This window comes from Microbacterium sp. HMH0099 (genome assembly GCF_049384025.1).
Classification (GTDB): domain Bacteria; phylum Actinomycetota; class Actinomycetes; order Actinomycetales; family Microbacteriaceae; genus Microbacterium.
This window is the reverse complement of the sequence record NZ_JBMRJR010000003.1, coordinates 190,030-212,524: the sequence shown is the minus strand read 5'-3', so window position 1 is coordinate 212,524 and position 22,495 is coordinate 190,030. Positions and strand designations below refer to the sequence as shown.

Below are 22,495 nucleotides of genomic sequence, written 5' to 3'. Positions count from 1 at the left end.
TCCCCGCCGCACAGAAAGCCGACATCGTGGCGCCCTCGACACCCGTTCGCCATGCCTGGCGCGCGCTGACCGGACTGCTCGCCATCACCGGCGTGCTCTTCGGCATCAACGCGCTGGGCGTATACGCCTTCCAGCAGAGCTCCTGGAGCCCCGACCTCGCCCTCGACCTGCAGGGCGGGACGCAGATCATCCTCGCCGCGCAGACCACCGACGGCGCCACCCCCGACACCGAGCAGATGCAGCAGGCGGTGTCGATCATCCGTCAGCGTGTCGACGCCTCCGGCGTCGGCGAGGCGGACGTGGCGACCGAGGGCGGCCAGAACATCGTCGTCCAGATCCCCGGCGAGGCCGACGAGGCCACGCGCGAGCGCATCCAGAACGCCGCCCAGCTGCAGCTGCGCGCCGTGCTCTTCACCGGAGCCCCGGCCAACACGTTCGTCGGTGAGGACGGCAGCGCGACGCCCTACCCGTCGCCCGATCCGGCGCTCCCGTCCGAGCCGACCGCGTCGCCCACGAACGGCAGCGACCCGTCCTGGATCACCCCGGCGCTGCAGGCGCAGTTCCTCGCGTACGACTGCGCGAACCCCGAGAACGATCCGGCGCAGGCGCCCACGGACCAGCCGCTCATCACGTGCAGCACCCAGGGCGACGTCAAGTACATCCTCGGCCCGGTCGAGCTCGACGGCTCGTCGATCACCGACGCCACCAACGGCCAGGAGCAGACCACCGGCCAGTGGACCGTCAACCTGAGCTTCGACGACGCCGGCACGCAGACCTTCGGCGAGATCAGCCAGCGCCTGTACGGCGCGCAGCCGCCGCTCAACCAGTTCGCGTTCGTGCTCGACGGCAGCGTGCTCTCGGCGCCGTCGATGAACGGCATCATCCTCGACGGACGCCCGAGCATCAGCGGCAGCTTCGACCAGGAGTCGTCCAAGGCCCTCGCGGACCAGCTGAAGTACGGGGCGCTGCCGCTCAGCTTCGAGGTCGTCAGCTCCGACACCGTGTCGGCGACCCTCGGCTCGCAGCAGCTTCAGGTCGGCTTCATCGCCGGTCTCATCGGCCTCGGCCTCGTCGCGATCTACTCGCTGATCGTCTACCGCGCGCTCGGCATGGTCATCATCGCCTCGCTCGGCGTGATGGCGGTGCTGACCTACATCACGCTGTGCATCCTCGCCTGGCGCATGGGCTTCCGCCTGTCGCTGGCGGGTGTGGCCGGTCTGATCGTCACCATCGGCTTCACGGCGGACTCGTTCATCGTGTACTTCGAGCGCATCCGCGACGAGCTGCGCGACGGCAAGTCCATCACCTCGGCCGTCGAGGACGGATGGGATCGCGCCAAGCGCACGATCTACATCTCGAAGTCCATCAACGTCCTGGCCGCGGTGGTGCTGTACATCCTCGCGGATGCCACGGTGAAGGGCTTCGCGTTCACCCTCGGTCTCACGACCGCGATCGACATCCTGATCTTCATCCTGTTCACGCACCCGGTCATGCAGCTGCTGGCGCGGACCCGGTTCTTCGGCTCCGGTCACGCGCTGTCGGGCATGAACCCGGAGGCGCTCGGGGCGGTCTACCGCGGTCGTGCGCAGTTCCGGGCTCCGGTCTCCGCGCCGCGCGGCCGCGCCTCCCGCTCGCGCGGCGAGGCCGCCCGCCGGCAGACCATCGCCGAACGCAAGCAGGCCGAGCTGGCCGCCGCGAGCCGCGGCGAGAGCGGCCCCAAGGAGGGCGACAACTGATGCGTTCCATGACTCAGCTCGGTAACGACCTGTACTCCGGGAAGACGTCCTTCCCGTTCGTCCAGCGCCGCCGCCTGTGGTTCATCATCGCCGCGGTCCTCGTGATCGGGGCGGCCCTCGTGCCGCTCTTCCGGCCCGTCCAGTTCTCGATCGAGTTCACCGGCGGATCGCAGTTCACGGTCTCCAACCCCGCGTCGCTCGAGCAGGACACGGCGACCCAGGCGGTCACGTCCGTCGTGCCCGGCGCGCAGACCCGCGTCAGCGTCATCAGCGACCAGGCCGTGCGGGTGCAGACCGATCAGCTCACCAATGACCAGACGCAGGCCGTCTCGGCCGCGCTGTCCGAGGCGTACGAGGTGCCGACGAGCGAGATCACCAACTCGTTCATCGGACCCACGTGGGGCGCCGACGTGACCCGGCAGTCGCTGTGGGGTCTGTCGATCTTCCTCGCCCTGACGTTCATCATCCTCGCCGTGTACTTCCGCACGTGGAAGATGTCCGTCGCCGCCATCGTGGGCCTCGTCGACGTCCTCGTCATCACGATCGGCGTCTACGCGCTCTTCGGGTTCGAGATCTCGCCGGCGGCGGTGATCGGCTTCCTGACGATCCTGTCGTACGCGTTGTACGACACGACGGTCGTCTTCGACAAGGTCCGGGAGAACACCCGCGAGGACGGGGAGATCTCGGGGCGCACGTTCGCCGAGTCGGTCAACCTCGCGGCGAACCAGACGCTCATCCGCTCGATCAACACGACCGTCGTGGCGGTCCTGCCGGTCGGCGCGATCCTGTTCATCGGTGTGCCGCTCGGTGCGCGGACGCTGAGCGACATCTCGCTGTCGATCTTCGTCGGCACGATCATCGCGGCGTACTCGACGTTGTTCGTCGCGGTGCCGCTGTACGCCCTGCTGCGCGAGAAGGAGGCGCCGATCGCCCAGCGCGACGCCCGCGTCCTCGACGCGCGCGAGCGCGCGGTCGTCACCGCCTGACGTCCTTCCTGCCCGCGGGCCCTCGACCTCCTCGGTCGGGGGCCCGCGGCGTTTCCGGGACCCTGCCGGCGCTGCGCGGACGGGGGCGTTTGTAGGACCGGTGGGGTGGGTTTCTCGTCGAGGGACGGCTGTGGCATCCATCTCGCCGTTCGTCCTGCGGGGTGCGAGGTGGGTGCGTCCGCAGGACCGGTGAGGCGGGTGGGTGCGGGAGGGACGGCTGTGGCATCCATCTCGCCATTCGTCCTGCAGGGGCGCTGTGGGACGGGTGACCGGCGGCGCGCGGGGGAGGGGCGCGGCGGGCGTAGGATTGAGCTTCATGGCGTTTCCAGGGGAGGCCGAATGACCGAGACCGTTCCGGCCGGGTCGCAGACGTCCTCTCTCCGGCGCCTCGTGCCGCGCATCTTCTCGCGCGCCGCCCGCCGCGACGACGTCGACAAGCTGCTGCGCACCGTCCGCACGCACCACCCCAAGGGCGATCTCGTCATCATCGAGCGCGCCTACGCCGTGGCGGACAAGGCGCACGACGGTCAGAAGCGTCAGAGCGGCGAGCCCTACATCACGCACCCGCTCGCCGTGGCCCAGATCCTCGCCGAGCTCGGTCTCGGGCCCAAGGCGATCGCGGCCGCGCTGCTGCACGACACGGTCGAGGACACGGGCTATCCGCTCGACGAGCTGGCCGCCGACTTCGGCGACGAGGTCGCGATGCTCGTCGACGGCGTGACCAAGCTCGACCGCGTCAAGTACGGCGACAGCGCGCAGGCCGAGACCGTCCGCAAGATGATCGTCGCGATGTCGCGCGACATCCGCGTCCTGCTCATCAAGCTCGCCGACCGCCTCCACAACGCGCGCACGTGGGGCTTCGTCCCGCCGCACAAGGCGGCGAAGAAGGCCACCGAGACGCTAGAAATCTACGCCCCGCTCGCCCACCGTCTCGGCATCCAGGCGATCAAGTCCGAGCTCGAAGACCTCTCGTTCGCCGTGCTGCACCCGAAGCTGTACGCGGAGATCGAGAGCCTCGTCAAGCAGCGCACACCGCAGCGCGAGCAGTACGTGCAGACGGTCATCGACAACGTGGATGCCGACCTGCGCGAGCTCCGCGTGCGCGGACGCGTGATGGGCCGACCCAAGCAGCTGTACTCCGTCTACCAGAAGATGGTCGTGCGGGGCCGCGAGTTCGACGACATCTACGACCTCATCGGCATCCGGATCCTCGTCGGCACGGTGCGCGACTGCTACGCCGTCCTGGGGGCGATCCACGCGCGCTGGACGCCGCTGCCGGGCCGGTTCAAGGACTACATCGCCACGCCGAAGTTCAACCTGTACCAGTCGCTGCACACCACGGTGATCGGTCCCGGCGGGCGCACGGTCGAGATCCAGATCCGCACCAACGAGATGCACCAGCAGGCCGAGTTCGGCGTCGCGGCGCATTGGAAGTACAAGGAGCGGATGGCGGGCGGGAAGACCGACGCCAAGGCGGTGGACGCCGACATGGCGTGGATCGCCCACATCTCCGACTGGCAGGCCGAGACGGCCGACCCGGGGGAGTTCCTCGACTCCCTGCGCTTCGAGATCGGCGCGAAGGAGGTCTACGTCTTCACGCCCAAGGGGCGCGTGATCGGGCTGCCGACCGGTGCCACCCCCGTCGACTTCGCCTACGCCGTGCACACCGAGATCGGCCACCGCACGATGGGGGCCAAGGTCAACGGACGCCTCGTACCGCTCGAGTCGGAGCTGCAGAGCGGCGACGTCGTCGAGGTGTTCACCTCCAAGAACCCCGACGCCGGGCCGAGCCAGGACTGGCTGGGCTTCGTCAAGAGCACGCGGGCGCGCAACAAGATCCGCGGCTGGTTCACGAAGGAACGTCGCGAGGAGGCCATCGAGCAGGGCAAGGACTCCATCGCCCGCGCCATGCGCCGGCAGAATCTGCCGCTGCAGCGCCTGATGAACCAGGACTCGTTCACCGAGGTCGCCCGGCAGTTCCACTACGAGGACGTGTCGGCTCTGTACGCCGCGGTCGGCGAGGGACACGTGTCGACGCAGTCGGTGATCGAGAAGGTCACCGCCCTCGTCAGTGCCGAGGACACCTCGACCGGACCCATCGACCTGCCGCAGATCGGCCGTTCCCGCGCCCCGCGCGGCGGCGACTCCGGCGTCCTTGTCCGCGGTGCGCCCGACATCCTCGTCAAGCTCGCGAAGTGCTGCACGCCCGTCCCCGGTGACGAGATCGTCGGCTTCGTCACCCGCGGCAGCGGCGTGTCGGTGCACCGCGACGACTGCACCAACGTCAAGTCTCTGCGGGAGGATCCCGAGCGTCTCATCGACGTGGAGTGGGCGCCGACGACGAAGAGCGTGTTCCTCGTGCAGATCCAGGTTGAGGCGCTGGACCGCTCCGGACTGCTCAGCGACGTCACCCGCGTGCTGAGCGAGCACCACGTGAACATCCTGACGGCGTCGGTGCAGACGAACAACGACCGCCTGGCGATCAGCCGGTTCGTGTTCGAGATGGGCGACACCGTGCACCTCGACCGCGTGCTGAACGCGGTGCGGCGCATCGACGCGGTCTACGACGTCTACCGCGTCACGTCGTCCTGACGACGCACGGCGCGTCCCTCATCAGGGCTCGGTTGCGGACGCGGGACGTCCCCGCGCCGCGGCGCGCCTCGCTGAGCGACGACCCGGCGTCACGAGGACGCCTCGCCCAGCAGCGCCGCCGCCCGCCGCTTGCCGGGGAAGCGACGCGCCCCCGCCAGCCACTCCCGTGCGCGGATGACGGCGGCGCGGTCGCGGTCGCGCCATCGGGATGCCGCCTCGAGGTGCACCGGGTCCTCCGATCGCGCCAGGTCGGCCAGTGTCCGCGCGACGGTGGTCACCCGCACGCCGGCGATGGTCTCGAGGTCGCCGTCGTCGATCTGCATGTCGCGGTAGGCGACGGAGAGCCGCTGGGCATCGGTCGACCGCCGCGGCCCGGCCCGCTGCACCTCGTGGCGGACGGGCTCGACGTCCAGGGCGCCGTGGATCCACGCCGCGGTCAGCCGTGTCGCGGCGAGAGCGTCGCCGAGCAGCGGCCGCAGGCTCGCCGCGCGCATCCATGCCGTCTCCGCGGCGTCGGCGTGCATAAATCCGGCCCCGAGCGGCACGAGCAGACCGTCGAGGCACGCGGCGCGCAGCTCGGACTCGGTGAGCGGATCACCGGGGAAGAACAGGAACGGGGATGCCATGCCTAGCAGTGTGCGTCACCGCCGGACACGACGCGGCGCCCGCGGCATCCATTGTGGACAACCGCGGGCGCCGCGTCAGGTGGGGAGGAGGTGTCAGCCGCCCAAGGCGCGCAGCCAGGTGCGACGGGCCTCCAGCGCCTCGGACGCCTGCGCCTCCGCGCGCTTGTCCCCGCGGGCCTGCGCGTCGGCCAGCTCCGCCTCGAGCTTGTCGATGGCGTCCGTCAGCTGACGGGTCATGTCGTTGGCGCGGGCCTTCTGCTCCGGGTCGTTGCGCTTCCAGTCGGCGTCCTCGCGGGTGCGCACGCTCTGCTCGATCTTTCGCAGCTCGTCGTCCAGCGCGCGCTCCTTGTCGCGCGGGAAGATGCGGCCGATCTCGTCCCACTGGCGCTGGATGGCGGTGAGGCGCTGACGGGCGGTCGCCAGGTCCTTTACGTCGATGATGGGAGCGGCCTGCTCGAGCAGCACCTTCTTCTGCTCGATCTTCTCCTTCGACGCCTCGGCGTCGGCGGCCTCGCGCTCACCGCGCGCGCTGTAGAGCGCGTCGCCGGCGGCCTTGAAACGGGCCCACAGCGCGTCGTCGACCTTGCGGCCGGCACGACCGGAGGCCTTCCACTGGTCGAGGAGGTCGCGGTAGGCGCCGATGCCGTCCTCGCCGCGCGGGGCGAGGGCCTCGGCGCGCTCGACGAGGCGGGTCTTGGCGTCGCGCGCCGACTTGTGGGTCTCGTCCAGCGCCGAGAAGAACTCGCGACGGTGGCGGTCGACGACCGCACGCGCGTCGCGGAAGCGGCGCCACAGCTGCTGGGCCGTGGACTTCGGCAGGCGCGGACCGTTCTGCTGGTGCGCCTGCCAGCGGTCGAAGAGGGCCGTCATGTCGGCCGTCATCTGCTTCCACTGCACGGTCTGCGGGTCGCGCGCGGCGTAGGCCTCAGCCTGCTCGACGATCGCGGTGCGCTCGCGGACGGCCTCGTCGACCGCCTCCTTGGCGGCGGCGGACTCGGCCTGGGTGGCCTCCGACAACTGCGCGGTGAGCGCCTCGACGCGGGTGACCAGCGCCGCGAGGTCGCCGACCGCGGCGGCGCCGTCGAGCTTGCCGCGCACCGTCTTGGCGGTGGACCGCAGGTCGGAGGCGGAGGCGCCCCCGCGACGGGAGCGCACCTCGAGGAGCGTGACCTCGCTGGCGAGGTCCGCGTACTTGCGCTCGTAGTAGGCGAGCGCCTCGTCCGCGGTGCCGTCGGGGTACTGACCGACGACGCGCCAGTCATCGCCCTCGCGGACGGAAACAGTGCCGTCGTCATCCACGCGGCCCCACGGCTGCGGCTGGTCGACGGTCTCGGGAGTGGGCTCGGAAGTCACGGAGTAGCACCTCATCGCGGCAACGCCGCCTGGGGGAGAAGGACCCTCCGAGCCTAGTACGCCCGGCGGGCCGCCGACAGGATCAGGGGGCGGTCGTCGGGGTGGCCTCGGGGCTCGGCGCGTCCGAGGGGGAGGGGGTGTCCGACGGAGCGGGCGTCTCCGACGGAGCGGGCGTCGCCGTCTCGGACGGGACCGGCGCGGGCGCTCCGGGACCCGCGACGAAGTAGGCGGTCTGCGCGCCGACGGCGGCGAGCACGACCAGCCCGCCGATCACCGCGGCGAGGACGTTGTCGCGGGTGCGTCGCCGGATGGTCCGCTCGTGCAGGTCCCGCCGCGCCTGGTAGATCCGCGCACGCTCCCGCTGCTCCCGGCTCTGCCGGTCCTTGCCACCCGTCGCCACGTCGACCTCCTCGCGCCCGTTCGCGGGCTCCGTCGATCCTATTCAGCGGGCCCGCGGCGGGACAAAGCGGACGCCCGCCCGTGTCGGCGGGCACGGTTAGCCTGGTCGGGTGACCCCTTCGCACGCCCTGTTCCAGGGCCAGACGCCGCTCGCCGTGCGGATGCGGCCGACGAGCCTCGACGAGGTCGCCGGTCAGGGGCACCTGCTGCGGCCCGGGTCACCGCTGGTGACCCTGGCGACGACGGACTCGTCGGCGTCGGCGTCCGCCGTGTCCGTCATCCTGTGGGGCCCGCCCGGGACGGGCAAGACGACGCTGGCGCAGGCGATCGCCCGGTCCTCGGGGCGGCGTTTCGTCGAGCTGTCGGCGATCACCGCGGGGGTCAAGGACGTCCGCGAGGTCATGCAGGAGGCGCTCACCCAGCGCGACCTCTACGGGCAGTCGACGATCCTCTTCCTCGACGAGATCCACCGCTTCACCAAGGCCCAACAGGATGCGCTGCTGCCAGGCGTCGAGAACGGCTGGGTCATCCTCATCGCCGCCACGACCGAGAACCCGTCCTTCTCGGTCATCTCACCCCTGCTTTCACGCTCGCTCCTCCTCACTCTTCGCCCGCTGGGCGACGACGACCTGGGCGCCCTGGTCGACCGGGCGGTGTCCGACCCGCGCGGCCTGAACGGCCGGGTGGAGCTGACGGACGACGCGCGTGCGGCCCTCGTCCGACTCGCCTCCGGTGACGCGCGCCGGGCGCTCACGGCTCTGGAGGCCGCGGCATCCGTCGCCGTCGACGACGCGGAGGCGGGCGCCGAGGGGGACGTGCCCCGGGATGCCGCCGACGAGGACGACGACGAAGAGGACGAGGCCGGCGCGCCGCCCGCGGCGGAGGTCGGGACCGCGACGATCACGGCCGACCACATCGCGCAGGCCGTCGACCGCGCGCTGCTGCGCTACGACCGGCAGGGCGACGAGCACTACGACGTCATCAGCGCCTTCATCAAGTCCATCCGCGGCTCCGACGCCGACGCGGCGATCCACTACCTCGCGCGCATGATCGAGGCGGGGGAGGATCCGCGGTTCATCGCCCGTCGCCTGGTCATCTCCGCCGCCGAGGACATCGGCATGGCCGACCCGCAGGCCCTGCAGATCGCCGTCGCCGCGGCTGACGCCGTCGCCTTCATCGGGATGCCGGAGGGGCGGATCCCGCTCGCCGAGGCCACCGTCTACCTTGCGACCACGGCCAAGTCCAACGCCGCCTACAACGCCATCAACGCGGCGATCGCCGACGTGCGCCGAGGGGGCTTCGGACGCGTCCCGATGCACCTGCGCGACGCGCACTACCCGGGGGCGAAGCGGCTCGGCCACGGCAAGGGCTACAAGTACGCGCACGACAGCGAGATCGGCATCGTCGCGCAGCAGTACCTGCCCGACGAGCTGCGCGGCACGCGGTACTACCAGCCCACGAGTCACGGCGCCGAGCGCGACGTCGCCGCGCGCCTGGAGAAGATCCGCCGCATCCTCGAGGGGCAGTGACGGACGCACACCGGCCGTGCGGGCCGCTCTGGTAGCATGAACCGGCTCGAAACAGGGTTTTCGGGCATCCCCCTCTTCCTGAGATCACCTTCCGTCGCGCCCCGGCGTGCGCTGCGGAACGGGCGGAAGGGGGCGATACGTCCGTGAACCGCGAAAGGCGCGGTCACGTCATCGGAAGGAGCACTTCGTGGCAACGAAGTCCCAGGACCGCCGCAAGGTCCGTCTGTCGCGCGCCCTCGGCGTCGCGCTCACCCCCAAGGCCGCCCGCTACCTCGAGAAGCGTCCCTACGCTCCCGGCGAGCACGGCCGCACCAAGCGCAAGGCCGACAGCGACTACGCCGTCCGTCTGCGTGAGAAGCAGCGTCTGCGCGAGCAGTACGGCATCCGCGAGAAGCAGCTGCGCATCGCGTTCAACGAGGCCCGCCGCACCGACGGCCTGACCGGTGAGAACCTGGTCGAGCTGCTCGAGATGCGTCTGGACGCCCTCGTCGTGCGTTCGGGCTTCGCCCGCACCACCGCCCAGGCCCGCCAGCTCGTCGTGCACCGCCACATCCTGGTCGACGGCCAGCTCGTGGACCGCCCGTCGTTCCGCGTGAAGCCGGGTCAGCAGATCCACGTCAAGCCCAAGAGCGAGGGCCTCGAGCCCTTCCAGGTCGCAGCCGCCGGCGGTCACGCCGAGGTCCTGCCCCCGGTCCCGGGCTACCTCGAGGTCGACCTCTCGACGCTCCAGGCGCGCCTCGTGCGTCGCCCGAAGCGTGCCGAGGTGCCCGTCACCTGTGACGTGCAGCTCGTCGTCGAGTACTACGCCGCCCGCTGATCCAGCGAGCACAGAAGGGCGCCGGGTTCTCCCGGCGCCCTTCGTCGTCGTCGGTCGGGCTCTCGCCCGGCCTGCTGTCGTCTCCGGTCGGGTTCTCGCCCGGCCTGCTGTCGTTGCCGTGGCATCCATCCCGATGAACGCTGGCTGCCCTGAGAAACGTGCGCACCCTGCGTTTCCCGGGGCAGGACGCGTTTATCGGCGAGGGAGGGCGCCGGATTTCACCCGCCGAGGCCCGAGCGCGCGGACGCGCGGGGCCGGGGCCGTCGCCTACGATGAAGGGATGCCGCGACCGCGGCATTCGCTCGAGGAAGAAGTGGTGATCGTGAGAAGCCTCGTCTGGTTCGTGTTGGGCATCGCCGGAGGCTTCGTCGCCGCCCACCTGGTCAACAAGGACCCGCGCGGTCAGGAGCTCTTCGCGCAGCTCGACTCCCGCATCGGCGAATTCACCGACCGCATGAGCGACGCGTACCACGAGCAGGAGACCCGGCTCTCCCGCCTCATCGACGACGCCAAGGACGCCGCGGGCACCGCCGTGGACGCGACGGTCGACACGACCGCCGACGCCGTGGGCGACGCCGCCGCCGCGGTGCGCACGACCGTCTCCCCCTCCGACTGACCCCTGGCATCCCGTCCCCCTCACCGGGGCGGTCACCCCCGCGCACGGAAAGACCCGACATGAAAACAGCTGAGATCGCCCAGCGCTTCTTGGACTTCTTCGAGAAGAAGGACCACACGATCGTCCCGTCGGCCTCGCTCGTCACCGACGACCCGGCCCTGCTGTTCACCGTCGCCGGCATGGTGCCCTTCATCCCGTACCTCAGCGGCGTCGTCCCGCCGCCGTACCCGCGGGCCGCCGACGTGCAGAAGTGCATCCGCACCAACGACATCGAAGAGGTCGGCAAGACGCCGCGCCACGGCACGTTCTTCCAGATGCTCGGCAACTGGTCGTTCGGCGACTACTTCAAGCGCGACGCGATCCGCTACGCCTGGGAGCTGCTGACCTCGCCGGAGGAGGACGGCGGTCTCGCCTTCGACCCGAAGGACCTGTGGGTCACGGTGTACGAGGAGGACGACGAGGCGCACGCCCTGTGGCGCGAGCTCACGGACCTCCCCGAGGAGCGCATCCAGCGCCTCGGCAAGGACACGAACTACTGGTCGACGGGCCTGCCGGGCCCCGCCGGGCCCTGCTCGGAGATCTTCTTCGACCGCGGTCCCGCCTACGGCATCGACGGCGGCCCCGCCACCGACGACGACCGCTACGTCGAGATCTGGAACCTCGTGTTCATGCAGTACGAGATCACGAACGTGCGGTCGAAGTACGACTTCGACATCGTCGGCGAGCTGCCGGCCAAGAACATCGACACCGGCATGGGCCTGGAGCGCATCGCGTTCATCAAGCAGGGCGTCGACAACATGTACGAGACCGACCAGGTGCGCCCCGTGCTCGACCTGGCGGCGAGGCTGGCGGGCAAGGCCTATGGCGCCGAGTCGCACGAGGACGACGTCCGGCTGCGCATCGTCGCCGACCACGTCCGCTCCTCGCTCATGCTGCTCGCGGACGGCGTGACCCCCTCGAACGAGGGACGCGGCTACATCCTCCGCCGCATCATGCGCCGCGCCATCCGCTCGATGCGCCTGCTGGGCGTGGAGGGCGCGACCTTCCCCGAGCTGTTCGCCGCCTCGCGGGATGCCATGAAGGAGTCCTACCCCGAGGTCGAGACCGACTGGGCGCGCCTGTCCGCTTACGCCGTCGCCGAGGAGCAGACGTTCCTGCGCACCCTCGCCGCCGGCTCCGCGATCCTCGACCAGTCGGTCGCCGAGGCTCGCAGCGACGGCGCCACCGAGCTCTCGGGCTCCGAGGCGTTCCTGCTGCACGACACCTACGGGTTCCCCATCGACCTCACGCTCGAGATCGCCGAGGAGCAGGGCCTCAGCGTCGACCGCGCCGCGTTCGACACGCTCATGCAGGAGCAGCGCGCGCGGGCCAAGGCCGACGCCCGCTCCCGCAAGGGCGCCATCGCCGATCAGAGCGCCTACCGCGAGTTCCGCGCCCTGGGCGAGACGGTCTTCACCGGCTACACCGAGGTGCAGACGGAGTCGCGCGTCCTCGGCATCCTCATCGACGGCCGCCCGGCCGACCGTGCGGCCGAGGGGCGCATCGCCGAGGTCATCCTCGCCGAGACCGCGCTGTACGCCGAGTCCGGCGGTCAGGTCGCCGACAAGGGCGTCATCGTGGGCCCCGGCTACGAGCTCGAGGTGCTCGACGTCCAGCGCCCGGTCCCCGGACTCATCAGCCACACCGTCGAGGTGACCTCCGGCGAGGTGGCGCTGGGCGCCCCGGCCACCACGGTCGTCGACGCGCTCAACCGTCACGCCGCGCAGCAGGCGCACTCGGCCACGCACCTCGTGCACGCGGCCATCCGCGACACCCTCGGCAAGACCGCCACGCAGACCGGCTCGCTGAACCGCGCCGGCTACATGCGCTTCGACTTCAGCTGGAGCGCGGCGCTGTCGCCCGAGACCCGCAGCGAGATCGAGGAGATCGCCAACAACGCGGTCCGCGACAACCTCGAGGTCACGACGCGTGTGATGTCGCTCGACGAGGCGAAGGCCGCCGGCGCCATGGCGCTGTTCGGCGAGAAGTACGGCGACACCGTCCGCATGGTCGACATCGGCGGACCCTGGTCGCGCGAGCTCTGCGGCGGCACGCACGTGGCGCGCAGCGCCGAGATCGGACTCGTCAACCTCGTCGGCGAGTCCTCGGTCGGGGCGAGCAACCGCCGCGTCGAGGCGCTGGTGGGGCTCGACGCCTTCCGCGATCTGGCCTCCGAGCGCGCCATCGTGTCGCAGCTCAGCTCCAGCCTGAAGACCCCGCGCGAGCAGCTGCCCGCCCGCATCGCGGAGCTGGCCGCGAGCCTCAAGGCCGCCGAGAAGAAGATCGCCGCGTTCGAGGCCCGCGCGCTGGCCGACCGTCTGCCGCAGCTGGTCGACACGGCCGTGGCCGTCGGCTCCGTCCGCGTCGTCGCGCAGTCGCTCGGCGAGGGCGCGAGCGCCGACGACCTGCGCTCGCTCGCCCTCCAGGTGCGCGACCGTCTCGGCTCGGAGGCAGCTGTCGTCGCCCTCGGCAGCGTCGCGAACGGCCGGGCCACGGTCGTCGTCGTGACCAACGAGGCCGCCCGCGAGCGCGGCCTGGCCGCCGGGGCCCTCGCCAAGGCGGCCGCCGGTGTCCTCGGGGGCGGTGGCGGCGGACGTCCCGACGTCGCGCAGGGCGGAGGGACGGATGCCGCCGCCCTCCCGCGCGCATTGGACGGGGTCCAGGCCGACGTGCGGGCGACCATCGCGTGACGGAGTTCCGTCGCGGCATCCGTCTGGGGATCGACGTGGGACGCGCCCGGGTGGGCGTCGCCCGGTCGGACCCGGACGGGCTGCTCGCCGTGCCCGTCGAGACGGTGCCGCGCAAGAAGGAGCCCGTGCGCCGCATCGCGGCGCTGGCCGCGGAGTACGAGGCGTTCGAGGTGCTGGTGGGGCTGCCGCTCAGCCTGAGCGGGGGCGACACCCCCTCGACGGCGGACGCCCGGACCTTCGCCGCGGACCTCGCGGCCGTCCTGCCGATGCCGGTCCGGCTGGTCGACGAGCGTCTGAGCACGGTCTCGGCGCATGGCCTTCTGCGCGAAGCGGGGCGTTCTCAGCGTGATTCTCGTAGCATTGTGGATCAAGTCGCCGCTGTGGTGCTGCTGCAGCAGGCGCTCGACGTAGAGCGACAGTCCGGCGAGCCGGCCGGACCCGCTCTTTCCCCGGGACGGGAGCCCGCCTGAGATGCCCGAGAACGACCCCTCCACCGACGACGCGTTCGCAGACCTCTTCTCGCGTCTGCCCGGAAACGGTGCGGCGCCGACGCCGCGCGACGCCGACGAGCCCCCGCAGTCGCGCCGCGCCGCGCGCGAGGCCCGCCGCGCCCGCACGGGCGAGACGCCGCAGCAGTCGGCGGACCCCGACGCACCGTCCTCGACCGCGCCGTCGCCGGAGACCCCCGCGCCCCGTCCGGCCGTGACCGACGCCGCCGCGCCCCGCCCGGCCGTATCCGACGAGGCCAATGCCCCGCGCCCCGCGGCATCCCGCCCCGCCCCGTCCGAGCGCCCCGCGGCATCCCGTCCCGCCGCCGCATCGGCCGCCGCCGGTCCCGTGCGCCGCTACGACGCCGCCCGCCGCGCCGAGCCCGTCCCCGCGCCGCGCGCCGCGGAGACCGCGGACGACCAGGCCGCCGAGCGCCGTCGCGAGCCGGTCCTCGCCGGGGTCGGTGCCGCCGCCGCCGGTGGGGGAGCCGCCTCCGCCGGCCGTCCGGCGCCCTCCGGCTCCCTCGAAGACCTGTTCACGGGAGCCGCGAGCACCGAGCAGATCGGCTCGACGCCGCCGCGCCCGCCGCGCCGCCGCCGCCGGATGGGCGGCTGGATCGCCCTCGCGATCTCCGTCGTGCTCATCGGCGCCCTCGTCCTCGTCGGCGTGAACCTCTGGAACACGTACGGCGATCGCGTCCAGAGCTTCTTCGGCGCGAGCGAGCCCCTCGACTACGAGGAGGGCATGGCCACGGGCGAGGCCCGCGTGACGATCGTCTCCGGTGACACCGGGGCCTCCGTCTCGCCGAAGCTGTTCGATGCCGGGGTGACGAAGACCTCCGACGCGCTCTACCGGTACATGGTCGAGAACAACGTCGTCTTCACCTTCCAGCCCGGGGTCTACCGTCTGCAGCAGCAGATGACCTCGGCCGCGGTGCTGAAGACGCTGCAGAACCCCGACAGCCGCCTGAACAACACCGTGCAGCTGCGCGAGGGCCTGACGGTGGAGCAGTCACTCCAGGCCGTCTCCGAGCAGCTCGGCCTCCCCCTCGAGGACCTGCAGGCCGCGACCGCCGACCCCGCCGCCTACGGCGTCGCGGCGGACACCCTCGAGGGATGGCTGTTCCCCGCCACCTACGACTTCGACGAGGGCGTCTCGGCGACCGATGTGATCGCCCGCATGGTCGACCGCACCGTGCAGTCCCTCGACACCGCCGGCGTGCCCGTCGACGACCGCGAGCGCATCCTCACCGTGGCATCCATCATCGAGCGCGAAGCGCGCTTCTCCGAGGACTTCTACAAGGTCTCGCGGGTCATCGAGAACCGACTGGACCCCTCCAACCAGGAGACCTTCGGCAAGCTCGAGATGGACTCCACCGTGCAGTACGGCGCGGGCGAGATGGCCAGCGGCAGCGTGAGCACCTCGGAGGAGGCGCGCAACTCCGACAACCCGTGGAACACGTACATGTACCCGGGTCTGCCGAAGGGGCCGATCGCCAACCCCGGCGACCAGGCGATCGACGCCGCCCTGAAGCCCGCCGACGGCCCGTGGCTCTACTTCGTCACGGTCAACCTCAACACCGGCGAGACCGTCTTCACGAGCACCTACTCCGAGCACCTCAAGGCCGTGGACCAGTGGCGCGCGTGGTGCGCCGACAACCCCGACGCCGGATGCTGACGGGCCACCGACTGGAGGTCTGGGGCGACCCGATCGCGCATTCGCGGTCGCCCCGCCTGCACGCCGCGGCGTACGCCGAGCTCGGCCTGGACTGGCAGTACGGCCGGCGGCAGGTCGCCGAGGCGTCCTTCGTCCCGACCGTGGAGGGATTGGATGCCGCCTGGCGCGGGCTGTCGCTGACGATGCCGCTCAAGAACGCCGCCGCGCGCCACGCGGTGACCCTCGACGACGACGCGCGGCGCACGGGCGCTGTGAACACGCTGCTGTTGAGCGAGGACGGACCGCGCGGGTTCAACACCGACGTCGCCGGTCTCGCTCGGGCGCTCGTCGACTACGGCGTCGCCGCCCCGCGGCGCGTGCGCATCCTCGGTGCGGGGGCGACCGCCACGTCGGCGCTGGTCTCGGCCGCGGGCTCGGGGGCGCGCGAGATCGAGGTGCGCGCCCGGCGTCCCGAGGCCGCGGGGCCGCTGCGGGCGCTCGGCGAGGACCTCGGCGTCGCTGTGACCGCGCCGGTCCTGGACGCGCCCGCGCCGGAGCCCGTCGACGTCACGATCGCGACGCTGCCCGGCGGGACCGACCTCGGTCCGATCGCCGACGCGCTGGCATCCGTCGGGGGCCCGCTCGTCGACGTCGTCTACGGCGGATGGCCGACCCCGCTCGCGCAGGCCTGGCGGCGTGCCGGCCGGGACGCCCACGACGGACGCGGGATGCTGCTGCACCAGGCGCTGCTGCAGGTGCGCGTGTTCGTCGGCGGCGACCCGGCCCTGCCGCTCGACCGCGAGGACGCGGTGCTGGCCGCAATGCGCGCCGCGCTCGTGGGAGACTAGACGAATGCTGCGCGTACTGACGGCCGGAGAGTCCCACGGCCCCGAACTGGTCGCCCTCATGGAGGGGATGCCCGCGGGCGTTCCCATCTCGCCCGCCCAGATCCGCGCCGATCTGGCCCGCCGCAAGCTCGGCTACGGCCGCGGCTCGCGGATGAAGTTCGAGGAGGACGAGCTGTCGCTGTCGACGGGCATCGTCCACGGCTACACGATCGGCAGCCCCATCGCCCTGCGCATCGGCAACACCGAGTGGCCGAAGTGGGTCGAGGTCATGAACCCGGAGCCCGTCGAGCTGTCTGACCGCTCGCGTGGACGCGGCGCGGCGCTGACGCGCCCCCGCCCCGGCCACGCCGATCTCGTCGGCATGCAGAAGTACGGCTTCGACGAGGCGCGTCCCATCCTCGAGCGCGCCTCGGCCCGCGAGACCGCCGCGCGTGTCGCGCTCGGCGCCGTCGCCCGCGCCTTCCTCGCCGAGCTCGGCATCCGCCTCGTCAGCCACACCCTCTCGATCGGCCCGGTCCGGGTGCCCGAGGACGCGCCGTTCCCGACGCCCGACGACGTGGACGCGCTCGACGCCGACCCGCTGCGGTGCTTCCACCCGGAGACCTCCGCCGCGATGGTCGCCGAGGTCGACGACGCGAAGAAGGCGGGCGACACCCTCGGCGGCATCGTCGAGGTGCTCGCCTACGGCGTTCCGCCGGGGCTCGGTTCGCACGTCCAGTGGGACCGGCGACTGGATGCCAAGCTCGCCCAGGCCCTGATGAGCATCCAGGCGATCAAGGGCGTCGAGGTCGGCGACGGCTTCCTCACGACCACCCGCCGCGGTTCGCAGGCGCACGACGAGCTGTTCCAGACCGAGGACGGCATCACCCGCTCCACCGACCGCGCCGGCGGCACCGAGGGCGGCATGTCCACCGGCACCGTGCTCCGCGTGCGTGCGGGGATGAAGCCGATCGCGACGGTGCCGAAGGCGCTGCGGACGGTCGATGTCGCCACGGGCGAGACCGCCTCGGCGCATCACCAGCGCTCCGACGTGTGCGCCGTGCCCGCCTCGGGCGTCGTCGCGGAGGCCATGACGGCGATCACCCTCGCCGACGCCGTGCTGGAGAAGTTCGGCGGCGACAACGTGGCCGAGACCAAGCGCAACCTTGACGCGTACCTCGCGAGCCTGCCGCAGACCCTGCGCAGCACCGACGCGTCGGACGCCGCGCTCCTCGCGCATGACCTCGTCTGACGGCGCGCCGGCAGAGCTCCCCGGCGCCGCGGTCGTCCTCATCGGACCGATGGGGGCCGGCAAGACGAGCGTGGGGCGCCGTGTCGCCCGGGCGCTGGGCGCCACCTTCAGCGACACGGACAAGATCGTCGTCCGCGACCACGGGCCGATCCGCGACCTGTTCCTCGCGCATGGCGAGGCCCACTTCCGGGCGCTCGAGCGCGAGGCCGTCGTCGAGGCCCTCGGCCGCGGCGGCGTGGTCGCGCTCGGGGGCGGGGCGGTGCTGGACCCGCAGACGCGCGAGCGCCTGACGGCCCACCGCGTCGTCCTGCTGACGGTGGCCCCTCACGTCGTGGCATCCCGCATCCACGGCGACGACCGGCCCCTCCTCGGCGGGGAGGATCCCGTGGTCCGCTGGCAGCGCATCTACGAGGAGCGGCGACCGGTCTACGAGCAGGCCGCCGACATCGCTTTCGACACCTCGTCGGGACCGCTCGCGCGCGTCGTCGACGACATCGTGGCCTGGGCACGCCGTGTGCCGGCCGGAGAGACGGCATGACCGACATCACCACCATCAGCGTCGCCGGCGACCCCGGCTACGACATCACGATCGGCCGCGGCCTGCTCGCCTCGCTCGCGGACACGCTGCCCGCCGCGGCGCGGAAGGTCCTGGTGGTGCACCCGCCGACCCTCGCCGCGCAGGCGGAGGCCCTGCGGTCGCAGCTGATGGGCGACCGTCAGGTGCTGCTGGCCGAGATCCCTGACGCCGAGGCGGGCAAGCGCGTCGAGGTCGCGGCGTTCTGCTGGCAGGTGATGGGTCAGGCGGACTTCACCCGCACCGACGTCGTCGTCGGGTTCGGCGGGGGAGCGGTCACCGACCTCGCCGGCTTCGTCGCCGCGACGTGGCTGCGCGGCGTCGCGCTCGTACAGGTGCCGACGACCGTCCTCGGCATGGTGGACGCCGCCGTCGGCGGGAAGACCGGGATCAACACCGCTGAGGGAAAGAACCTCGTCGGCGCGTTCTGGCCGCCCGTCGCGGTCGTGTGCGACCTCGACCTGCTCGACACGCTGTCGCGGAACGAGGCCACCGCGGGCTTCGCCGAGGTCGTGAAGGCCGGGTTCATCTGGCATCCCGAGATCCTCGACCTGATCGAGGCCGACCCCGAGCGGGTCGTCGACCCCCGGAGCGACGAGTTCCGCCGGTGCGTCGAGCTCGCGATCGACATGAAGGCGCGCGTCGTGGGGGAGGACCTCCGCGAGGCGGGCCTGCGCGAGGTGCTGAACTACGGCCACACCCTCGGCCACGCGATCGAGCACGCCGAGCGGTACCGCTGGCGGCACGGCGCGGCGATCTCGGTGGGGATGGTGTTCGCCGCCGAGCTGTCGCGTCTGGCCGGACGGCTGTCCGACGACGTCGCCCAGCGCCACCGCACCGTGCTGGAGTCGCTCGGGCTGCCGACGACGTACCGCGCGGGCGCGTTCCAGACGCTGAAGGCCACCATGCAGCGCGACAAGAAGAGCCGCGGGAGCATGCTGCGGTTCATCGTCCTCGACGACCTCGCCCGCCCGACGGTGCTGCAGGCGCCCGACGAGTCGCTGCTGTTCGCCGCGTACCAGGAGGTCGGGGCGTAGCTCCCGCCCTCCCTTCGTGCGCTGACCCCTGCCGCGAGGGGTGCGCCCCACTTTCGCGCTGACTTGGCGCAGATGCACGCGATGGGCGCTGCCCGGTGTGCATTTGCGGCAAGTCAGCGCTCCGGGGCCCGGCCCCGGGGCCCCGGCAGAAGGCGGCGGGGGAGCGCGGAACAGTGCGGGGGAGCGCGCGAGAAGGCCCCGCCTCCCGGAGGAGACGGGGCCTTTCGGCGCGGGTCAGACGCGGGCGGGCTCGCGCTCGGCGGCCAGGCCCAGCTGCTCGGTCGGCACGTCGCGGGTCTCGCGAGCCGTCAGCGCACTGACCGACGCGATGATCGCGATCACCGCGGTGAAGACGCTGATGACGACCCAGCCGCCCTCCGCGACGCCGCCGAGGGCCGCGACGATGCTGGGCGCGAACCCGGCCATGAGGAAGCCGAGCTGGGTGCCGATCGCCATGCCGGAGAAGCGGACGCGCGTGCTGAACATCTCGCCGTAGAACGACGGCCACACGGCGTTGGCGGCCGCGTATCCGAACGAGAAGGTGAGCACGGCGAGGGCGAACGTGACGACGTCGTTCCCCGCGCCCATCGACAGCATGTAGAACGGCATGAACGCCGCCGACGACAGCGCGCCGTACACGAACACCGGCTTGCGGCCGATCCGGTCGGCCAGGCGGCCGAACATCGGCTGCGTGAACAGTGCGACGAGGTTGGCGACGACGACGAGCCACAGGGTCAGGCTCTCGGCGAGACCCTCCTGCTTGCCGTAGGCGATGGCGAGGTTGCCGAACACGGTCGACACGGCCGCGATGAACGCGCAGCAGATGACGCGGAGCACGTCCCGCCAGTGGTCGCGCAGCAGCGGCACCAGCGGCATCCGGGCGATCTGTCCGGAGGCCTTGGCCTGCTCGAACTCGGGGGTCTCGTGCAGGCTCCGGCGGATGAAGAAGGCCACGACGACCACGACGGCGCTGAGCCAGAACGGCACGCGCCAGCCCCACGAGAACTTGATCTCGTCGGGGAGCGCGACGACGGGGATGAAGACGAGCGCGGCGAGGATCTGCCCGCCCTGCGTGCCGGTGAGCGTCCACGAGGTGAAGAACGAGCGCCGGCGGTCCGGGGCGTGCTCGAGCGTGAGCGACGACGCCCCCGCCTGCTCGCCGGCGGCCGAGAGGCCCTGCGCGAGGCGGCAGAGGACGAGCAGCGCCGGGGCGAACCACCCGATCTGCGCGAAGCCGGGGAGGCAGCCGATCACGAAGGTCGACAGGCCCATCAGCAGGAGGGTGAACATCAGGACCTTCTGGCGCCCGATGCGGTCGCCGAAGTGACCGAGGATGACGGCGCCGAAGGGGCGGGCGACGTAGGCGAAACCGAAGGTCGCGAACGACATCACCAGGGCGGCCTCGTCCCCCGACGGGAAGAACACCGTCGGGAAGATGAGGGCGGCGGCGGAGCCGAACAGGAAGAAGTCGTAGTACTCCACGGCGCTGCCCATGAAGCTCGCGGCGGCGGCCTTCACGGGGGTCTTCCGCGTCGTTGCGGTGGTGGTCATGGACGAGTGCTCCTTAGCGGGCGAGGACGTCGCCGGCGGCGACGAGATCGAGGAAATGGGCGGTCATGCGGTCGGGATCGGGTCGCGTCCCGGTGATGAGGTGGAACGCGTCGACGGCCTGGTGGACCGCCATGCGTCCGCCGCTGAGCGTGCGGCAGCCGCGCTCGCGCGCGGTGGTGAGGAGGGCCGTGTCGAGCGGCCGGTAGACGATGTCGGCCACCCACAGGTCGGGGCGCAGCAGGTCCTCGTCGAGGGGCAGTCCCGGGTGCTCGGCCATGCCGACCGGGGTGCAGTGGACGAGTCCGTCCGCGCCGGCCAGGACCTCGCCCAGGCGAGCGGGCTCGGCCGTGTCGACGAGGGCGAGGGGATGCCGCGCGCTGAGGTCGTCGGCCAGGGCGCGGGCGCGCGCGAGGTCGAGGTCGACGATGCTGAGGCGCCCGGTTCCCAGGCGCAGCAGCGCGTCGGCGACGGCGGAGCCGGCCCCGCCCGCGCCCAGCTGCACGACGTGGTCGGTCGCGGCGCCGGGCAGGCCGTCGGCGAAGGCGGCGGCGAAGCCGGTCGTGTCGGTGTTGTGGCCGACGCGGCCGTTCGGGGTGAACAGCACCGTGTTCACGGCACCGAGGGCGGCGGCCACGGGGTCGACGCGGTCGAGGTGGGCCAGCACGAGCTGCTTGCAGGGGTGCGTGACGTTGACGGCGTCGTAGCCGAGGCGCTCCGCCCACGCGAGTACGTCGCCGACCCGCTCGGGGTCGACGCCCATGCTCGTCAGGTCGAGGGGGCGGTAGACATAGGTCAGGCCGAGGGCGCGGGCCTCGGCCATGTGCATCGGCGGCGTCAGCGAGGGCAGGACCCCCGTGCCGATCAAGCCGACGAGGTACGGGTGCGCGTCGATCACGGTACTCCTTCGTCTCCCGGATCCCGGCTATGTACTAACCGGTACGTTCAGAGGAAACCACCTCGGCGCGATCGTGTCAACGACGGATCCGGATGCTGCGGGCTCGCCGCCGCGAGACCTTCCCCGGCACCGCCGGCTCGGGGCCGCGGCATCCCGGTCCGGTCACCGCCGGGGTGCGGTGAGCCAGCTGACGACGAGGTCGCCGATCACGGCGCGCAGGTGCGGGCGGCGGTCCGGGGCGGCGAGGTCGACGTCGAACAGGTGGCCGAAGGTGTAGCGGTTCGCCACCTGGAAGACGCAGTAGGAGCTGATGACCAGGTGCACGTCGAGCGCGTCGACGTCCGCCCGGAAGACGCCGGCGGCCCGGCCGCGCTCGAGGATCTCCTCGATCCGGCCGACCGCCGGTTGGGACTGGGCCCGCAGCGCCTCGATCTGCCGGACGAACTCCCCGCGGTGGATGTTCTCGATCGCGACGAGGCGGATGAAGGCGTCGTGCCCCACGTGGTGGTCGTAGGTCAGCTCGGCCAGGGTGCGGATGGCATCCAGGGGGTCCGCGTGCGCGACGTCGATCGTGCGCTCGGCCTCGCGGATGCCGCGGTAGGCCTCTTCGAGCACGGCCCGGTAGAGGCCTTCCTTGCCGCCGAAGTAGTAGTAGATCATCCGCTTGGTGGTGCGGGTGCGCGCGGCGATCTCGTCGACCCGGGCGCCGGAGAAGCCGTCCTCGGCGAAGACCTCGGTGGCCACCGACAGGAGCTCGGAGCGCGTGCGTTCGGCGTCTCGACGTGCCTCGGCCATCGGGCCAGGATAGTGGACGGCTTTTGTACCAACTGG

19 protein-coding genes are annotated in these 22,495 nt (G+C 71.9%); 13 read left to right on the top strand and 6 right to left on the bottom strand.

Annotated features, from left to right (window positions below; translation table 11 throughout):
• The first annotated feature begins 26 nt into the window (after nucleotides 1-26).
• The 3 genes from secD (at nucleotide 27) to ACO03V_RS08165 (ending at nucleotide 5,314) form a co-directional block, all read left to right on the top strand.
• Nucleotides 27-1,736: a protein translocase subunit SecD gene (gene secD, locus ACO03V_RS08175; protein ID WP_367726842.1), complete on the top strand. Its 1,710-nt coding sequence runs from the start codon at nucleotides 27-29 to the stop codon at nucleotides 1,734-1,736.
• On the top strand, nucleotides 1,736-2,722 hold the full coding sequence (secF, locus tag ACO03V_RS08170) for a protein translocase subunit SecF (protein ID WP_367726841.1): 987 nt from the start codon (nucleotides 1,736-1,738) through the stop codon (nucleotides 2,720-2,722). The genes secD and secF overlap by 1 nt, the downstream gene beginning before the upstream one ends.
• Nucleotides 2,723-3,061: 339 nt before the next feature.
• The gene (locus tag ACO03V_RS08165) at nucleotides 3,062-5,314 is read left to right on the top strand and encodes a RelA/SpoT family protein (protein WP_367726840.1); all 2,253 of its coding nucleotides are present in this window, start codon (nucleotides 3,062-3,064) and stop codon (nucleotides 5,312-5,314) included.
• Nucleotides 5,315-5,403: 89 nt separating this feature from the next.
• Here the strand turns inward: ACO03V_RS08165 and ACO03V_RS08160 are convergent, their stop codons facing one another.
• From ACO03V_RS08160 to ACO03V_RS08150, 3 genes are all read right to left on the bottom strand, one after another.
• Nucleotides 5,404-5,940, bottom strand: a complete 537-nt coding sequence (locus ACO03V_RS08160) for a hypothetical protein (protein ID WP_423137244.1) — start codon at nucleotides 5,938-5,940, stop codon at nucleotides 5,404-5,406.
• Nucleotides 5,941-6,033: 93 nt separating this feature from the next.
• Nucleotides 6,034-7,308, bottom strand: a complete 1,275-nt coding sequence (locus tag ACO03V_RS08155) for a DUF349 domain-containing protein (RefSeq protein WP_423137243.1) — start codon at nucleotides 7,306-7,308, stop codon at nucleotides 6,034-6,036.
• A gap of 67 nt (nucleotides 7,309-7,375) precedes the next feature.
• Nucleotides 7,376-7,693 (bottom strand): dioxygenase, encoded by a 318-nt coding sequence (locus tag ACO03V_RS08150; protein WP_423137242.1) that lies wholly within the window; start codon nucleotides 7,691-7,693, stop codon nucleotides 7,376-7,378.
• 109 nt (nucleotides 7,694-7,802) lie between these two features.
• Here ACO03V_RS08150 and ACO03V_RS08145 point away from each other — a divergent pair, with 109 nt between their 5' ends.
• The 10 genes from ACO03V_RS08145 to aroB all read left to right on the top strand — a co-directional run bounded on the left by ACO03V_RS08145 (nucleotide 7,803) and on the right by aroB (nucleotide 19,218).
• Complete coding sequence (locus ACO03V_RS08145; protein ID WP_423137241.1) at nucleotides 7,803-9,221, top strand: replication-associated recombination protein A; 1,419 nt, start codon at nucleotides 7,803-7,805, stop codon at nucleotides 9,219-9,221.
• Nucleotides 9,222-9,408: 187 nt separating this feature from the next.
• Entirely contained in the window at nucleotides 9,409-10,038 is a 630-nt protein-coding gene (rpsD, locus tag ACO03V_RS08140; protein WP_367726835.1) for a 30S ribosomal protein S4, read from the top strand.
• A 316-nt stretch (nucleotides 10,039-10,354) separates the two neighbouring features.
• A complete protein-coding gene (locus tag ACO03V_RS08135; RefSeq protein ID WP_367726834.1) occupies nucleotides 10,355-10,654 on the top strand; it encodes an ATPase in 300 nt (99 codons plus the stop codon).
• Nucleotides 10,655-10,713: 59 nt separating this feature from the next.
• On the top strand, nucleotides 10,714-13,383 hold the full coding sequence (gene alaS, locus ACO03V_RS08130; protein WP_423137240.1) for an alanine--tRNA ligase: 2,670 nt from the start codon (nucleotides 10,714-10,716) through the stop codon (nucleotides 13,381-13,383).
• Nucleotides 13,380-13,853, top strand: a complete 474-nt coding sequence (gene ruvX / locus ACO03V_RS08125; RefSeq protein ID WP_367726832.1) for a Holliday junction resolvase RuvX — start codon at nucleotides 13,380-13,382, stop codon at nucleotides 13,851-13,853. The genes alaS and ruvX overlap by 4 nt, the downstream gene beginning before the upstream one ends.
• A gap of 1 nt (nucleotide 13,854) precedes the next feature.
• A complete protein-coding gene (gene mltG / locus ACO03V_RS08120; RefSeq protein ID WP_423137239.1) occupies nucleotides 13,855-15,549 on the top strand; it encodes an endolytic transglycosylase MltG in 1,695 nt (564 codons plus the stop codon).
• The gene (locus tag ACO03V_RS08115) at nucleotides 15,543-16,376 is read left to right on the top strand and encodes a shikimate dehydrogenase family protein (protein ID WP_423137238.1); all 834 of its coding nucleotides are present in this window, start codon (nucleotides 15,543-15,545) and stop codon (nucleotides 16,374-16,376) included. The genes mltG and ACO03V_RS08115 overlap by 7 nt, the downstream gene beginning before the upstream one ends.
• A gap of 4 nt (nucleotides 16,377-16,380) precedes the next feature.
• A complete protein-coding gene (gene aroC, locus ACO03V_RS08110) occupies nucleotides 16,381-17,607 on the top strand; it encodes a chorismate synthase (RefSeq protein ID WP_367726829.1) in 1,227 nt (408 codons plus the stop codon).
• On the top strand, nucleotides 17,594-18,145 hold the full coding sequence (locus tag ACO03V_RS08105; protein ID WP_423137237.1) for a shikimate kinase: 552 nt from the start codon (nucleotides 17,594-17,596) through the stop codon (nucleotides 18,143-18,145). The genes aroC and ACO03V_RS08105 overlap by 14 nt, the downstream gene beginning before the upstream one ends.
• Nucleotides 18,142-19,218 (top strand): 3-dehydroquinate synthase, encoded by a 1,077-nt coding sequence (gene aroB, locus ACO03V_RS08100; protein WP_423137236.1) that lies wholly within the window; start codon nucleotides 18,142-18,144, stop codon nucleotides 19,216-19,218. The genes ACO03V_RS08105 and aroB overlap by 4 nt, the downstream gene beginning before the upstream one ends.
• Before the next feature lie 234 nt (nucleotides 19,219-19,452).
• Here aroB and ACO03V_RS08095 read toward each other — a convergent pair whose 3' ends face one another.
• From ACO03V_RS08095 to ACO03V_RS08085, 3 genes are all read right to left on the bottom strand, one after another.
• The gene (locus tag ACO03V_RS08095; protein WP_367726826.1) at nucleotides 19,453-20,769 is read right to left on the bottom strand and encodes an MFS transporter; all 1,317 of its coding nucleotides are present in this window, start codon (nucleotides 20,767-20,769) and stop codon (nucleotides 19,453-19,455) included.
• Between the two features lie 13 nt (nucleotides 20,770-20,782).
• Nucleotides 20,783-21,664 carry a shikimate dehydrogenase gene (locus ACO03V_RS08090; protein ID WP_423137235.1) on the bottom strand — a complete coding sequence of 294 codons (882 nt, stop codon included), beginning with the start codon at nucleotides 21,662-21,664 and terminating at the stop codon, nucleotides 20,783-20,785.
• 162 nt (nucleotides 21,665-21,826) lie between these two features.
• The gene (locus ACO03V_RS08085; RefSeq protein ID WP_423137234.1) at nucleotides 21,827-22,459 is read right to left on the bottom strand and encodes a TetR/AcrR family transcriptional regulator; all 633 of its coding nucleotides are present in this window, start codon (nucleotides 22,457-22,459) and stop codon (nucleotides 21,827-21,829) included.
• Between the last annotated feature and the right edge of the window lie 36 nt (nucleotides 22,460-22,495).

Coding starts and splice junctions, on each gene's coding strand:
- ACO03V_RS08155 (WP_423137243.1), bottom strand. CDS start 7,308: ATGAGGTGCTACTCCGTGACTTCCGAGCCCACTCCCGAGACCGTCGAC.
- ACO03V_RS08160 (WP_423137244.1), bottom strand. CDS start 5,940: ATGGCATCCCCGTTCCTGTTCTTCCCCGGTGATCCGCTCACCGAGTCC.
- aroC (WP_367726829.1), top strand. CDS start 16,381: ATGCTGCGCGTACTGACGGCCGGAGAGTCCCACGGCCCCGAACTGGTC.
- ACO03V_RS08095 (WP_367726826.1), bottom strand. CDS start 20,769: ATGACCACCACCGCAACGACGCGGAAGACCCCCGTGAAGGCCGCCGCC.
- alaS (WP_423137240.1), top strand. CDS start 10,714: ATGAAAACAGCTGAGATCGCCCAGCGCTTCTTGGACTTCTTCGAGAAG.
- ACO03V_RS08115 (WP_423137238.1), top strand. CDS start 15,543: ATGCTGACGGGCCACCGACTGGAGGTCTGGGGCGACCCGATCGCGCAT.
- ACO03V_RS08165 (WP_367726840.1), top strand. CDS start 3,062: ATGACCGAGACCGTTCCGGCCGGGTCGCAGACGTCCTCTCTCCGGCGC.
- aroB (WP_423137236.1), top strand. CDS start 18,142: ATGACCGACATCACCACCATCAGCGTCGCCGGCGACCCCGGCTACGAC.
- ACO03V_RS08105 (WP_423137237.1), top strand. CDS start 17,594: ATGACCTCGTCTGACGGCGCGCCGGCAGAGCTCCCCGGCGCCGCGGTC.
- secF (WP_367726841.1), top strand. CDS start 1,736: ATGCGTTCCATGACTCAGCTCGGTAACGACCTGTACTCCGGGAAGACG.
- mltG (WP_423137239.1), top strand. CDS start 13,855: ATGCCCGAGAACGACCCCTCCACCGACGACGCGTTCGCAGACCTCTTC.
- ACO03V_RS08085 (WP_423137234.1), bottom strand. CDS start 22,459: ATGGCCGAGGCACGTCGAGACGCCGAACGCACGCGCTCCGAGCTCCTG.